This window comes from Streptococcus penaeicida, from assembly GCF_002887775.1.
Taxonomy (GTDB): Bacteria; Bacillota; Bacilli; order Lactobacillales; family Streptococcaceae; genus Streptococcus; species Streptococcus penaeicida.
The window spans coordinates 118,142-132,411 of the sequence record NZ_LOCM01000015.1 but is presented as its reverse complement, the minus strand read 5'-3'; the positions used below and the strand labels follow the sequence as shown (position 1 = coordinate 132,411).

Genomic DNA, 14,270 nt, shown 5'->3' with positions numbered 1-14,270 from the left:
AAATGAGCAATTACAAACAATTATTTGGCAATAAAGAGGAAGACGTTTTAGCTATTTTTTCGACTCTATTAGATTTTTTACAAGACATAGGACCCTTTGACATTGAAGTCAAAAAGACTAGTCTGCACTTGGTTAAAGAAAAAGCATTTCTAGGCGTTCACCCAAAAAAGAAATGGTTAGATCTGAATATTGTGAGCAATCAAGCTATCGAACATCCTCTGATTACAAAAAATGAACAAGTTTCTAAGAATTGCTGGCATAGTAATCTTCGTCTGACTACTGTAGAAGAAGTGGATAACACTGTAAAAGACTTACTACATACAGCTTATCTGCGTTAAGGAGACTTTGAATGACAGAATATTGGGATATCTATACGAAAGAACGTCAACTAACTGGACAAAGAATGATTAGAGGTCAAGCTTTTACTGAGGGGGCTCGTCATTTAGTTGTACATGTCTGCCTTTTTAATGATAAGGGGCAAATGTTGATTCAGCAACGGCATAAAGATAAGGACTCATGGCCGGAGTTCTGGGATGTTACGGTTGGTGGAAGTGCCTTAGCAGGTGAAAATGCTCAGCAAGCTGCGATGCGGGAAGTTAAAGAAGAAATTGGGTTAAGTATAGACCTGACTGAAACCTCACCTGCCTTTACCACGAATTTTGATTATGGTTTTGATGACACTTTCTTAGTGGTTGGGGACTTCAATATCGAAGACATCAATTTCCCAGATAATGAGGTTCAAGCTGTTAAATGGGCTTCATACAGTGACATCTGCCAGATGATTGAGCAAGGCATTTTTATTCCTTACTTTGACAGTAAAATCAGAATGTGTTTTGAAATGAGGGGACTAAACGGATCTCATAAACACCGTCCTTAATCATTTTTATAAGCAAAAATCACCGAGGATCTTCTCAGTGATTTTTTTATAAGTGGATTGTTTACATAACTATAATTATGTTGTTTTTAAAAAATGAAATTGAAATCTTGTTTGGATTCTTCTAGTTTTATAATTTATCTAAGGCATTCTTTTGTTCGTCATTGACAATATGGGTATAAAGGTCGGTAACCTGTGTAGAGGCGTGCCCCAGTTGATGGCTGACAAGTACTTGAGACTTGGTCGCATCATAAAGTCGCGTTGCAAGGGTATGCCTTAATTTATGGGGAGTGACACGTATTTTAAAATCTTGAGAGTATTTAGCTACCATTTTTTCGATACTAGAAGCATCAATCCGGTTGGGAATGCCACGATACTCAGTCAAAAAGAAGGCCAAATCTTGTTTTTCAGCTTTATAACGCTTTTGCCGTATATCCAAGTAGGCTTCGAGATAGGGTTTAGCAAAGCCTGCAACGTTGACTGAGTCTCGTTTACCCCCTTTTCGGGTCACTTCAATGACCATCATTCTGAGATTGACATCTTTAAGATCAAGGTTAACAGCCTCTGATAAACGGACGCCAGAAGCCAGTAGTAGAGCGATGATAGCTAAATCGCGTTCTTTATTTTTTCGGAAAGATGATTTTGCCCGATTTGAGAGCTTGTTTTCATATTCACAATCAACATACTCGAGGAACTCCATAGTTTCATCCCCTAAAAAGAGTTTTTGCTTAATATTTTCTGCTCTCGATGCTAAGGTTTCCTTTTTCTTCTTGGTAGCAACCTTTTTCATGACATTACGGTAAAAATAAGGTTCGCCCTGTTCATTTTCGACTTCCTCAGTCAGATATTTAAAGAGAGAAGAGAGGGCTGACAAGGTTCTATTGATGGTTATTTGAGAGACGCCTTCCTTGGTCGAGTAAGTATTAAGTGAAGGTCTTTCTCGTAAATAGAGGACAAAAGACTCCATATCTTTTTTGGTCAATTGTTCCAAAGTAACCAGGTCAATATCAGCAATTCTAGGAGCATTTGAGATACCAGAGTCCAGTAACCAATCGAAAAAGCGTTTATATTCCTTAAGGTATTCGTATAAGGTCGTAAAACTATAAGGCACAGATAATTTAGATTGGTAATATTCTAAAACAAACCAAGGCATCATGGTTTTGTATTCTTCAATTTTTTCTAAAAGCAGTTCACGTCTCATTATTTTGATAACCTCATTTGGTTGATTTTCCTTAGTAACTGTAAGGATTTCCTATAATAGAAGTATACCATATACTTATATGTTTTTCAAGAAAATTACAGTTTTTCGGAAAGATGTATTAAGGAATATTAATCCCTCTTTATGCAGCCTTGAATGCAAATAAAAATGCTAACCAGTCTTCTGATTAACATTCTAAGCTCTTTTTAGATTTCATTTGCCAGTATAGCTTCAATTCGCTCTTTACGACGCATTAAAATATTAAGGCGTGTCTGACTTGGGTTTTTGCTATCTTTCAATTGTTGGATATTGTCATTGATTTGAGCCAGCTCCTCTAAATAAGATGCTCTATTTTTGTCGATGTATCGTTGGCGATCTTCTTCACGGGATGTTTTTGCGATGAGTTTTTTGAGAATTGACAAAGTCTAACCACCTTAAATAATATATTTGCACATTTTTTCAATTATACCATTTATTTCTCGAATCTTATAGTATGGAGAGAGAAAACCACACCTTAAAATCTCCAGGGTGTGGTTATTGATATTTTTGTGATAGAATTCACTTTTTCTTTGCTGTGCCTATTCTCTGTCTTTTTTAGTCTTTTTTCCTAATACAAGACTTGCTGTAGCCATCATAATGCCCATATAAAACACGATTTGACTATTGTCTTGGCCAGTATTAGGAACTGTTGGTTGGCTTAATTTAGCGTCGATTTCACTGCTCGCCATTTCACTGGCTGTTTGATCGTTTACTAAATTTTCACCAATGATGACTGCTTGATCAGACATTCTATTGAGGTCAGTCACGATAACTGCATTCGGGTCAGTAATGACTGTTGTTTCAGCAGCTGATAGGTCTTGAGAAAAAGCGAATAAAGAGCTGACTATGATTACTGTTGCTAAGCCTAGTTTGCATTTTCGTAATGAAAAGGTTAGTTTTTTGTTTCTAAAATTCCAATTAAGGACACCTCTTTTCTAATTTGATAACAATATAAAACAAATTTTTAGAAAAATAGAAAATCTTTTTGAAATATTTTATTATTTTTTTATTTAAGACAATAGTCCCATTTTTATGGGCTTAAGTACTATTTTTTACCATTTTTTAAATAGGTTGTTGACATCTAAAATATATAGTTGTAATATAATTGTAACAAACGTAATAATAAAGTCATTTAACACAACCAGCTATTTCTATTGTTTTCTTAATTTTACTTTTTAAATGTCTCTTATATTATGATTTGCTAATAATAAATACATCGTGAGGTTTTTATCCATGCTTACTATCTCTTCAGTTTCCAAAGAAGATTTTTTATTTTGGCAAGAGAAAATAGCTACTGCTAATTTTCTTCAATCCAATGAAATTTTTGAGTTACAAACTGAACGCCAGAACTTTCTTGATACGCAACGCTTAGCATTCTTAAAGGATGGACAAATTGTTGGTCTAGCTATTGTCAATTATCGAAAAAAATGGCGTTTCTTCAAAGAAGCACTACTCGTTCAAGGGCCAATATTAGACTATTCTGATCCCCAATTACTAGATCAAGCCTTGCTGGTACTTGAATCCAATGTAAAAAAACAAGGAGCTATTCGTTTAATTTGTCACCCTTACTTGATAGCTGAATTTGAGGGTGTTGCTAACCCTTCTAGTATTTTTAGGAAGAATGGTTATTTAAACTATTATGATTCAAACTTCCTTCTTAACGGTATGGTCCAAGCTTTTATTAAAGATTTACGATTATTTAAAGATGTAAAGGCCATCGAAGAATCCTATCCCCCTGTTTTAAAAAGAAACATAAAGAAATATAAAGAATCTCATGTGAATGTCAGAGATTTGAACAGAGATGAGATTCCGCTCTTTTATGATATTTTGTTAGCAACTTCCGATCGTCGTGACTTTGCTGTTCCTGATATTGATTTCTTTTATAAGCTTAAAGACAAATTTGGGAATCGGACACTGTTCATGTATGCGAGTTTGGATTGCCGAGAATATATTGCTTATTTAGATCAAAATATTGTTTCTTTGGAAGACCAGATAGACCTTCTTGGACAAAAGGCAGATTCCAAGAAACGTAATATGGCTATCAAAAATGCTGAGCAAGAATTAAAAAGTTACTTAAAACGATTAAAAGACTTTGAAGAACTAGATATTAAAAGTAATTTTTTACCACTTTCCTCTTACCTTTTTATTGCCTATGGGAATGAAGTCTTATCTTATTATGGCGGTAATTTACCTCAGTATTATATCTATGGTGGTGCGACTTTAATTAATGCAGAAATGATTGCTTACACTAAGAATCAAGGATATGATTTCTTTGATTTTGGTGGCACTATCGAGGTCGAAGATAGTCAATATGGTAAAGGTAATTTTAACTTTAAAAAGCAATTTGGTGGGCAATTGATTCATAGTTATGGTTCATTTATAAAACCCCTGAATGTTATTGGAAAAATTTGTCAAAAAATTGCAAAAGAAAACTAGAGCATTGTTTAATTAACTCTAGTTTTTGCTTAAGTTGGAATTTTTCGATTTAATGACGTAATAGATTTCAATTAAGGAATCTATCAAGAAGACTGATAAGGCAATAGCACCGGAAACCATCATTGATTCTATGAAGTTTTTGCCAGCTAGATGGCTATTTCCTTGAATATAATAATAGGCAATTTTATAGACACCTGCTCCCGGAACAATGGGAAAATAGGAAGGGATATAGAATATAGTGACTGGTGATTTAAAAAGTCGGGCAGCTATTTGTGATAAGAGTGCAATCACTAGACTTGCGCTGAGGGCAGCTAGGGCCAAGTCAGCATGTGGTAAGACTAATAGATAGACGGTGTAGCTATAGCACCAATAAATCCTGTTTTAAAAATTAAATGTCTTGGTATTTCTAAGATAATGCCTGAGGTAACTGTTGCCACATAGGCACCTAAAATTTGTAATATCATACCCATGCGATAATTCCTTTCGCGATAAATAATCCTAGTGCCACTCCCACTCCTAAACTAACGGCACTAATTAAGGCTTCAACAATTTTTGAAATACCAGCACCATAGTCTCCTTTAAAGGTATCACGGAAGCCATTTGTAAAGGCTGTACCAGGGAAAAGTGGCATTAAGACGGAAATAATAACGATATCAAAGGATGGATGAGTTTTTCCGATGAAATGAATGATTATGGGAATAACAGTTGCTACTATGGCAGTGGCTACTGTCCCAAAAATAAAACTATTTAATTGAAAATATGCTTTTAACCTATATGAAAACAAGAGGGAGAAGGCTGCTACTAGAGATAAGAGGATCTCTGGTGTTTGCCCACCAAGTAAGATGCGAAAGCCACTACCAATAGCAAGGTTGAATAGGAAACTATTCTTTCTGAATAATGACTTTTATCAATTGTTTTTAATTGCTTCTGAGCTTCTTCCAAGGTAATCAAACCACTTGTCAGATCACGAGATATTTGATTGACGATATGGATTTTACTCAAATTGGTATCCCTATGAGTAATCCTTTTAATGAATGTAATAGGCTCATCAAGTTCAGGACCATCTAAAGTAATAAAGAGACCTGTAGTATTGGCAAATACTTCTGTGATGGGTTGATTACTGACTTTTAATATTCGAGAGACTGTATTTTCGACGCGATAGCTTTCGGCATTTGATTCTAGCATGGTGATTCCTGCTAGAGTTGCTACCTCAAGAACACGTTTATTGTATTTATCTGTCATTGTTTTTTAATTCCTAAATAATGTAAGACTGCGACCAATGCGGCCTGACTTCCTGTTTTTAATGTTGGCTGTAGGCTAGGTGCAAAATGCGGGTTGTGATTGGCATAGATTTTTTGATCACTAGTAAAAGCACCAAATCCCCAATAGAGGTATGGGATATCAAAGGCCCTTGGGATATATGAGAAGTCTTCTGATGCCGTCATAGCTTGATAATCAACGACATTTTCTGCCCCTAGATGTTTAATGAATGCTTCTTTAACTTCTTTAGCCAATTGCTGATTATTGTCCGTCACTGGGAAACGATCGTAGACTGTAATCTCAGGTTCTTCTTGACCATTTCCGGCTTGATTTTCTGCTTTAGCGATTCTTTCAATACTAGCAAGGAGTTGGTTAAGAACTGCATCGTCGTAGGCACGGATATTAAGCAGTAAAGTTGCTTGGTCAGGAATAATATTAGCTTTTAAACCTGATTGGATTGAACCTACAGTTACGACCGCGAACTTAAAAGGATCAACTTCGCGGGCAACGATGGTTTGGAGTTTGAGGACAATCGAGGAGGCAATGACGATTGGGTCAATGCTGAGGTGTGGCATGGAGCCGTGGGCACCTTTTCCTTTGATGACCAGTTTGACGGATGCTGCGGATGATAAGAAAGGGCCTGACATAATTCCTACTTTACCTGCTTGAGGTTGAGCCAAAACATGCTGAGCTAGAGCCAGGTCTGGCTTAGGAATTTTGCTCATTAGTCCGTTATCAAGCATGGCTTGAGCTCCACTGGCTGTTTCTTCTCCTGGTTGAAAAAGGAGAAGAAATGTTCCCTGCCAAAGCTCTTGATGATTAATCATAAGATGGGCTAATCCCAAGCTGCAGCCATATGCATATCATGTCCACAGGCATGCATAACTGGAACTTGGTTTCCATCTAAATCTTGCATCATTTTGCTAGAAGCATAATCCAATTCGGTTTCTTCTTTGACTGGTAAGGCATCAATATCAGCTCGAAAGAGAACCCTCTTGCCTGGTCCATTTTCTAAGACCGTCACAAGGCCTCCGCCAATTTCTTGACATTGATAGCCAAGTTCTTCTAGTGTGTCTCGCAGATATGAAATGGTTTCAATTTCTTGCATGGATAATTCAGGATTGCTATGGAGATATTTGTAGGCATTTTCTTGCCAGTCTCTAATCTTTTCTAATTCTTGAAAAAGTTTTTCTATAGCCATGGTTTATCCCTCACTTCCCTTTAATCACTCTTTTTAGTATATCATGACTTTATCTGAAAGCGATAAATTTTCTTTATGTCTTTTTGAGTTTAAGCACTAAAAACCCCCTCTTGTGTTAAACAAGAGGGGGAATGATGCATTTGCATTATCAAGTTTTTATTGGTTATGAACAGAATTCTTGGATAGCAGTTTCCGTTGCAATTCTACCAAAAGTAAAGATATCAGTTAGGGAGTTACCACCAAGTCGATTACCAGCATGTAGTCCACCAGCAACTTCTCCTGCTGCATATAAACCTGGAATCACTTGGTTTTCAGTATTTAGGACATGGGCTTTCGTATCAATCTTAAGTCCACCCATAGTATGGTGTACGGCAGGTTTTCTTGGTGTTGCGTAAAATGGCGCTTTAACCACTTTCAAATCGAAAGCCCCTTTATTGAATTCAGGGTCGTGACCTTGATCAACATAAGAGTTATAGTTTGAAATGGTTTCAGCAAGTATACTTGGCTCCATTCCTAGTTGCTCAGCTAATCCTTCAATGGTATCAGAACGGAAAAGGGTACCTGCTTCTACTTGGGCATCAATTTTTTCTTGACTAGTATTATAGGCTGTTTCCTTGATAAGGTCGTCAGCAATCAGGTAGAAGAGGCCTCCATTATCAATGGCTGCTTGCGATAGTTGGTCACGACTTCCATATTCGTCAACAAAACGTTTCCCTTGGGTATTTACCATAATGAAATTAGCCGGAGGGACTTGGAGACCTGAGAAGAGTGCTCCTGTTTCTGGGTCTGAGACAGGCATCATTTGAGTGAAGCCCATTCCGACAAGGTCAGCACCAACGCTTTCTCCTAGGATAATACCATCACCTGTAACAGCGGGTGTATTTGAGGTTTTGATGTCATCCGCAATTTCTGTCCAATAGGTATTATATTTTTGCAACATTTTAGTGTTGGCACCAAATCCACCTGAGGCAAGAATAACTGCTTTGGCATTGACGGTAATGGATTGGCCATTGCGACCTTTTGCTTGAACGCCTTTGACTTGTCCTTCTTCTACAATTAATTGGTCAACAGGTGTGTCTGTTAAAATAAGTCCTCCGTTTTCACGGACATATTTATCCAAGACAGATATAAAGGCAACTCCCATTGGCATAAATGGTTTATGGCCACGACGCCATAGTGCTCCTACTGGCATTGTCACATCACTATGGTCAAACTCCACTCCTACTTCTTCTAGCCAACGAACGGACTCTAGTGCTCTTTCGGTCATGATTTTAACTAAGTCGTAGTTACCGTGGATTTCATTTCCTTTTAAGTCTTTGCGTTTGCCTCCGAGGTAGGTTTGGATGCGATAAAGACGCTTAGAGTCAAAGAGATAAGTTGGATTTTTAAGGTAGTCTTCTAGTTCTCCTTTTAATGCTCGGAAATCTTCTAAGTATTCTGGATCAATGAGGGCTTCATCCATAGCTTTTAATTCTTGTAGGTTATGGTCCTCACCTGGATTTGCCGCAAAACTTGCCTGCCATTCAGGATCTGGTGCATTCATTGGTCCACCTGCGCGAACGGTATTACCACCAACACTTGGGAATTTCTCTAGGACAATAACTTGTTTGCCCTCTTGCAAGGCCTTAGCAGCGGCAGCTAATCCCGCTCCTCCTCCACCTACAACAACTAAATCAGTATCATAAGTCTTGTCTTCTTGGTCCAATGCTGATGGTGCTTTTGGTCTTGATCTTAGGATATCAGGATTAGCGCCAGCTTTTTTAACAGCCCGAGCAACCCCATCTAAAACCCCATTTGATGTTACAGATGCACCAGAAACGGTATCGACATTGAGGGTTTGGCCTTCTAAAATTTCATTAGGGATACGGGTAAAGACCACATCAGCAATACCACCTGTTTCACCTGAAGAGTCAATATCAATTTTTTCAATCCGGTCTTTAGAGAAGGTAACTGACATTGGCAGTTTACCATTATGACCAGGTGTGGTAACTTCATAGGTGCCTGGCTCAAAGACTAATTCTTCCGGCTCGTTCATTTGGTCGATAATGCTTGCGAAGCGGATAAAGCGATAGAAACAGGTTTCTAAGAAATCGACAGTTCTTTCATCCTTGAGATTCCCTTCTTGATCGAAAGCTTTATGGGCATAGCCTAAAAGAAACTCATTTCCTGGCATAACATTTGCATTAACACCAGGAGCATCGAGGATTTGTCTGAGGTGAATTTGGGCGCGTGACGAGCCTTGTTCGCTGTAGGAAGCCCCGACTAACATGACTGCTTTTCCAGCAAAGGGGTGAACTTTAAAGGACATCCATTCAATCAGACTATTGAGCGCTGAAGGAATGGTATGGTTGTGTTCTGGCGTTGCGATAATAACACCATCAGCCGCCTCAATTTTATGATAAAGGTCCTGTATGACAGGGCTTTGTGTTTGATCATCACTTTCATTAAACATTGGGACATCGTTAATTTCGACGACTTCAATGTCAGCTTTATGAGCAAAATGTTTTTGCATGAAAATTAATAGTTGACGATTATAGGATTTCTCAGCATTAGTTCCAACAATGGCAAGATATTTCATGACAGTCCTCCTTATTTCTTGTCCCAGGCAAAATCACGTTTACGATTGGTATCAGACTGGGTGACAACTTGCTTAGTGACCGTAACAAAGGATAAGAACTCAGCAAAGTTATCTTCTAGTTCTGCTACTTTTTCTGGGTTGATCAAGTTGTTATCGGCATCAAAGGCTTGTTCTGACTGTCCTAATAAGAATTCCATTCCAGGCATAGTACGAGCTTTTAATTCGGGAGCATTAAGGATTTGCCGCAGATGTCCTTGTGCGCGTGATGAGCCAAGGGAACCTAATGAAGCGCCAACAATCATGGTTGGTTTATTAATAAGGGCACGGCTTGTATAGGCAATCCATTCTAAAGCACTAGATAAGGGTGCAGGAATGGTATGGTTATATTCTGGAGTAGCAATGATAACCCCATCAGCCTCAGCGATAGCTTGAGAAAAGAGACGAACACTTTCGGGAGCCGTTTTATCTGTAGGCTCATTGAATGCTGGTAACTCTTTGATTTCCAAAAGCTGAATCTCAGCCTTATCTGCAAAATGTTTTTGCATAAATTGTAAGAGTTTCCGATTGGTTGAACGATCTGAATTCGTCCCTAATATAGCGACACATTTCATTTGTGAAAAACCTCCTTAAATAACTTACTACTTTTAATATATGCCTAAATTTAATAAAATGCAAGTGTTTTCAGGCACATATTTATTTTTATGCAAAGTCAACAACCACGTGAATGACTCCGCTTACAAAAAAAGAGTAAAAAAGTACTCAAGTTTTAAACTTGAGTACTTTGATTTAGTTAGTTCTAGTGTTCATTAGGATCGTTTTCAGCATCCTCGTGTGTTTTATGGACAGTCCCTGGAACATGATCAGGTCCAGCATAGATTGAGTAAATTTTTAGTGGTGTATCACCAGTATTTGTAATGTTATGCCATGTATCAGCTGGTACTAAAACAACATCATCGTCAGACACTTCTTGCTCAAAGCTGAGATTATCTTCGGCATCACCCATTTGACATAGGCCTTTACCTTCTTCGATACGTAAAAATTGATCGATACCCATATGTACTTCTAGACCGATATCATCGCCTGGTTGAATAGACATTAAGGTAACCTGAAGTTTATCACCAGTCCAAATGGTTGTCCGGTAGTTTTCGTTTTCTTTAGTGTAATCTTCAATATTAACGATATACTTTTCTTTTCCGTGATCCTTGTAGTCAAATGTCATGTGACTGCCTCCTTTATTTTTTCTTAATTAGATTTATTCTAATTAACTTACACCCTTATCATCCCATAAAAGCCCTTACAAGTCAAGAAAAAGGATGGAAATTTCTTATAATTTTTCAGCATTAGAAGCAATGACATCTCGGTACCAATAGAAGGATTTTTTTGGCGTTCGTTTAAGACTTCCGCTACCGTCATCTTCTTTATCTACATAAATAAATCCGTAGCGTTTGCTCATTTGCCCAGTTGATGCAGCGACCAAATCGAGAATTCCCCAACTTGTGTAGCCCAGCAATTCTACACCATCAATCTCGATAGCGTCCTTCAGAGCTTTGATGTGCTCCCTAGTATAAGCAATTCGATAGTCGTCTTCAACATATCCTTCTTCATTCGGCTTATCAACTGCACCAAGACCATTTTCAACAATAAAGAGGGGCTTCTGATAACGATTATAGAGCATATTTAACGAAGAACGCAAACCAAGAGGGTCAATTTGCCAACCCCACTCCGTAGAAGCTAGATGCGGATTTTTGACAGATTTGAAAAGATTCCCGGTTGTCATTTGATAGTCTTCCTCAAAAGCCGTTACTGTCCGTGAACAATAGTAAGAAAAGGAAACAAAATCAACAGGATTTTCTCTTAACAGTTCTTTATCACCATTTTCAAATGGAATCTCAATGCCTTCACGTTGGCATTTTTTCAAAGCGTAATTTGGATAGTAGCCACGCGCCTGGACATCAATAAAGAAGTACTCGCCATTATCGCGGTGAATAGCCTCAAGATAGTCTTCTGGCCTGCAGGTATAAGGGTAATGGCTTCCGCCTGCAAGCATGCAACCTACTTGATTATCAGTGTCTACTTCATGAGCAATCTTGGTCGCCAGAGCTGACGCCAACAATTGATGATGAGCAGCTTGGTAAATCACCTGTGCACGATTATCCTGATCAGTAAGAATTAACCCACCCCCTACAAAAGGTTGGTGTAAGAGAATATTGATTTCATTGATGGTTAACCAGTACTTAACTAAACCCTGATAGCGTGTGAAGACTGTTCTGGCATAATGAGTGTAGGCCTCAACCATACGACGATCACGCCAAGCACCATATTTTTTTATCAAAGCCAGAGGAACATCAAAATGGGCAAGGGTAACAAGAGGTTCAATTCCTTTTTCTTTTAATTTACGGAAGATATTTTCGTAAAATAGCAAGCCTTCCTCATTAGGACTTTCATCATCACCATTTGGAAAAATACGGGTCCAAGAAAGAGACATGCGAAAAATTTTTATTCCCATATCAGCCAACAAATCAATATCTTCCAAGTAATGATGATACATATCAATGGCAACTTCAGAAGGGTAATAGTAATCATCTCGACGTTCTGTATTGTCTAAGTCACCTTTAGCAATAGCCATACGGTCTTTACCATGAGGTAAAACATCGACATTGCTTAAACCGCGACCACCTAAGAAGATACCCCCTTCAGCTTGATTTGCCGCAATAGCGCCACCCCATAAAAAATGTTCTGATAATGTCATAAGTTACTCCTTAAGCCTCTACTTTGGCTACTGTTTCTAAACTTTCTACCTGACTTTCACTCACTAATTCAATATTACTATAATTAGCTGAATTTGTAATAATAACCGGAATCTGAGAATTGTAGCCTTTGTTTTCAATAATAATCTTATCAAAATGAATAAGTTTTTGACCAACACTTACTTGGTCGCCTTCTTTAACAAAAGTCTCAAAATGGTCTCCAGCTAGTTCTACTGTATTTAAACCAATATGGATTAATATTTCCATTCCATTTTTAGATTTAAGGCCAATAGCATGTTTTGTAGGAAATACCGTTAAAACTTCTCCTTCAATTGGTGATACAAGTAAATCCTCATTAGGATTAATGACAAATCCTTGTCCTAAAGCACCTGAAGCAAAAACAGGATCATCAGCTTTTTCAAGTGCCTTAACTTGACCAGCTAAAGGAGATTTTAAAGCTTCGTCTTCAATAATAATTGATTTGACACTTGGAATTGTTGAAGTAAGATCTGTTTTTTCATATTTTAGTGATAATAAGTAGGTGATAACGGCTGTCGTAACAATTGTAATTAGCATTGCGATAATAATGTTCCAGAAAAATGCCATTGTATTATCGCCAATATATAATAATACCGCTGGTAAACCAGATGAGCCTGTTGCAAAGCGATGAACATGTGTTAACCCAGCATACAATCCACCAAGTGCACCACCAATCATTGAAGCATAGAGTGGGTATTTTTTTGGTAAACTAACACCATATAAGATGGGTTCTGTAATCCCCATATAACCAGTAATGGCTCCCGATGTCGCAATTTGTTTCATTTTTTTATCTTTAGTCCGTAAGGCAACTACTGTTGCTGCAGTTGCCTGAGCCATGTTAGATACTAGAGCTCCTGGGCCGAAGATTGACTCATAACCTAATTGTGCCATTTGCATGATGCCAAGAGGTGCGACAGCGTTATGAATACCGAACATGACCATTACTGGTAATAGTCCACCAATGAGAACTGGCGGTAACCAACTAACATTGGTAGAAAGGTACATAAATGCATTTGCTAAGACTTGACCGATAATAGCTCCGATAGGTCCTAAAAGAGAAAAAGCTAAGACCCCCATGGTTAAGAAGGTTAATAAGGGTACAAAGACTAATTCTACTGACTTAGGTATGTATTTATAATAGAATTTTTCAATGTAGGACTGAACAAATACAACCAGAATGGCAGGAATTACTGAAGAGGTATAAGTTGCAAGAGTGAAAGGAATAAAATCAAAGAAGAGGACTGGTTTAGCCGCCGTTACAAAGGTAGTCCAATTGGGATGAAGCATCATTGCAACTACTCCAACGGCAAGTATTGGGTTGGATTTCAATTTTTGAGCAGTTGTAAATGCTAAGATGAGTGGTAGGAAGTAAAAGACACCATCTGCAAAAGTAGTTAGCATGATATATGTTTGGGAGGTATTGGTAATTAGTTTAAAAACTACTAGAAGGGCTAATACAGCCTTTACCATACCTGCTCCAGATAAGGCTGGAATGATAGGTTGAAAGACAGCAGCGACAAAACTGATGACATTTTGTAAGAATGGCAATTTTTCTTCCGTTTGATTTTGACTTTCTAAATCACCTAATTCAGCTTCTACTTCCTCAAAGACATCTTTTACATGTGTTCCAATAACCACTTGATGGACACCGGCATTAAAGAGATACATGGTTACACCATCTAAATGTTCAAGTTCATCTTTTTGAATACGTGTTGCGTCTTGAACCTTGAAGCGTAATCTTGTTTGGCAGTGATAAACGGTTGTAATATTTTGTTTTCCGCCTAATTTTTCAATAATTTGTTTGGCTAATGCTTGATATTCTTTGGTCATTTTTCCTTTTCCCTTAAAATATATTTTGGTCTGATCAGAACTTAATTTGATTATAAGATACTTCCTAG

General features: G+C 37.8%; 11 protein-coding genes and 3 pseudogenes. 3 read left to right on the top strand and 11 right to left on the bottom strand.

The window, feature by feature from the left end; all coding sequences use genetic code 11:
• The first annotated feature begins 2 nt into the window (after positions 1–2).
• Complete coding sequence (locus AT575_RS03585) at positions 3–338, top strand: DUF5655 domain-containing protein (protein WP_102777185.1); 336 nt, start codon at positions 3–5, stop codon at positions 336–338.
• An 11-nt stretch (positions 339–349) separates the two neighbouring features.
• Positions 350–877 carry an NUDIX hydrolase gene (locus AT575_RS03580; protein ID WP_102777184.1) on the top strand — a complete coding sequence of 176 codons (528 nt, stop codon included), beginning with the start codon at positions 350–352 and terminating at the stop codon, positions 875–877.
• 127 nt (positions 878–1,004) lie between these two features.
• On the opposite strand, the gene xerS is transcribed toward AT575_RS03580, so the two are convergent.
• The 3 genes from xerS to AT575_RS03565 all read right to left on the bottom strand — a co-directional run bounded on the left by xerS (position 1,005) and on the right by AT575_RS03565 (position 2,878).
• The gene (gene xerS, locus AT575_RS03575; protein WP_102777183.1) at positions 1,005–2,075 is read right to left on the bottom strand and encodes a tyrosine recombinase XerS; all 1,071 of its coding nucleotides are present in this window, start codon (positions 2,073–2,075) and stop codon (positions 1,005–1,007) included.
• 203 nt (positions 2,076–2,278) lie between these two features.
• Positions 2,279–2,494: a hypothetical protein gene (locus AT575_RS03570; protein WP_102777182.1), complete on the bottom strand. Its 216-nt coding sequence runs from the start codon at positions 2,492–2,494 to the stop codon at positions 2,279–2,281.
• A 156-nt stretch (positions 2,495–2,650) separates the two neighbouring features.
• Positions 2,651–2,878, bottom strand: coding sequence for an LPXTG cell wall anchor domain-containing protein (locus AT575_RS03565; protein WP_102777181.1), 228 nt, complete (start codon positions 2,876–2,878; stop codon positions 2,651–2,653).
• A gap of 466 nt (positions 2,879–3,344) precedes the next feature.
• Between AT575_RS03565 and AT575_RS03560 the strand changes: the two genes are divergently transcribed.
• Positions 3,345–4,547, top strand: coding sequence for a peptidoglycan bridge formation glycyltransferase FemA/FemB family protein (locus AT575_RS03560; RefSeq protein WP_102777180.1), 1,203 nt, complete (start codon positions 3,345–3,347; stop codon positions 4,545–4,547).
• An 18-nt stretch (positions 4,548–4,565) separates the two neighbouring features.
• Here AT575_RS03560 and AT575_RS03555 read toward each other — a convergent pair.
• The 8 genes and pseudogenes from AT575_RS03555 to AT575_RS03520 form a co-directional block, all read right to left on the bottom strand.
• Positions 4,566–5,017 (bottom strand): annotated as a pseudogene (locus AT575_RS03555) (threonine/serine exporter family protein).
• Positions 5,008–5,732: pseudogene (locus tag AT575_RS03550) on the bottom strand (threonine/serine exporter family protein). The pseudogenes AT575_RS03555 and AT575_RS03550 overlap by 10 nt, the downstream one beginning before the upstream one ends.
• A gap of 53 nt (positions 5,733–5,785) precedes the next feature.
• Positions 5,786–7,008, bottom strand: a pseudogene (locus tag AT575_RS03545) (amidohydrolase).
• 163 nt (positions 7,009–7,171) lie between these two features.
• Positions 7,172–9,586 carry a flavocytochrome c gene (locus tag AT575_RS03540; RefSeq protein ID WP_102777179.1) on the bottom strand — a complete coding sequence of 805 codons (2,415 nt, stop codon included), beginning with the start codon at positions 9,584–9,586 and terminating at the stop codon, positions 7,172–7,174.
• Positions 9,587–9,597: 11 nt separating this feature from the next.
• Complete coding sequence (locus AT575_RS03535) at positions 9,598–10,197, bottom strand: NADPH-dependent FMN reductase (protein ID WP_102777178.1); 600 nt, start codon at positions 10,195–10,197, stop codon at positions 9,598–9,600.
• Positions 10,198–10,382: 185 nt separating this feature from the next.
• Positions 10,383–10,805 (bottom strand): cupin domain-containing protein, encoded by a 423-nt coding sequence (locus AT575_RS03530; RefSeq protein ID WP_071793123.1) that lies wholly within the window; start codon positions 10,803–10,805, stop codon positions 10,383–10,385.
• Positions 10,806–10,910: 105 nt separating this feature from the next.
• Positions 10,911–12,335 (bottom strand): 6-phospho-beta-glucosidase, encoded by a 1,425-nt coding sequence (locus tag AT575_RS03525; protein ID WP_102777177.1) that lies wholly within the window; start codon positions 12,333–12,335, stop codon positions 10,911–10,913.
• A 10-nt stretch (positions 12,336–12,345) separates the two neighbouring features.
• A complete protein-coding gene (locus AT575_RS03520; RefSeq protein WP_102777176.1) occupies positions 12,346–14,202 on the bottom strand; it encodes a beta-glucoside-specific PTS transporter subunit IIABC in 1,857 nt (618 codons plus the stop codon).
• Between the last annotated feature and the right edge of the window lie 68 nt (positions 14,203–14,270).

Excerpts from the sequence above, each read along its gene's own strand:
- AT575_RS03560 (WP_102777180.1), top strand. The coding sequence starts at position 3,345 with ATGCTTACTATCTCTTCAGTTTCCAAAGAAGATTTTTTATTTTGGCAA.
- AT575_RS03585 (WP_102777185.1), top strand. The coding sequence starts at position 3 with ATGAGCAATTACAAACAATTATTTGGCAATAAAGAGGAAGACGTTTTA.
- AT575_RS03540 (WP_102777179.1), bottom strand. The coding sequence starts at position 9,586 with ATGAAATATCTTGCCATTGTTGGAACTAATGCTGAGAAATCCTATAAT.
- xerS (WP_102777183.1), bottom strand. The coding sequence starts at position 2,075 with ATGAGACGTGAACTGCTTTTAGAAAAAATTGAAGAATACAAAACCATG.
- AT575_RS03580 (WP_102777184.1), top strand. The coding sequence starts at position 350 with ATGACAGAATATTGGGATATCTATACGAAAGAACGTCAACTAACTGGA.
- AT575_RS03520 (WP_102777176.1), bottom strand. The coding sequence starts at position 14,202 with ATGACCAAAGAATATCAAGCATTAGCCAAACAAATTATTGAAAAATTA.
- AT575_RS03525 (WP_102777177.1), bottom strand. The coding sequence starts at position 12,335 with ATGACATTATCAGAACATTTTTTATGGGGTGGCGCTATTGCGGCAAAT.
- AT575_RS03530 (WP_071793123.1), bottom strand. The coding sequence starts at position 10,805 with ATGACATTTGACTACAAGGATCACGGAAAAGAAAAGTATATCGTTAAT.
- AT575_RS03535 (WP_102777178.1), bottom strand. The coding sequence starts at position 10,197 with ATGAAATGTGTCGCTATATTAGGGACGAATTCAGATCGTTCAACCAAT.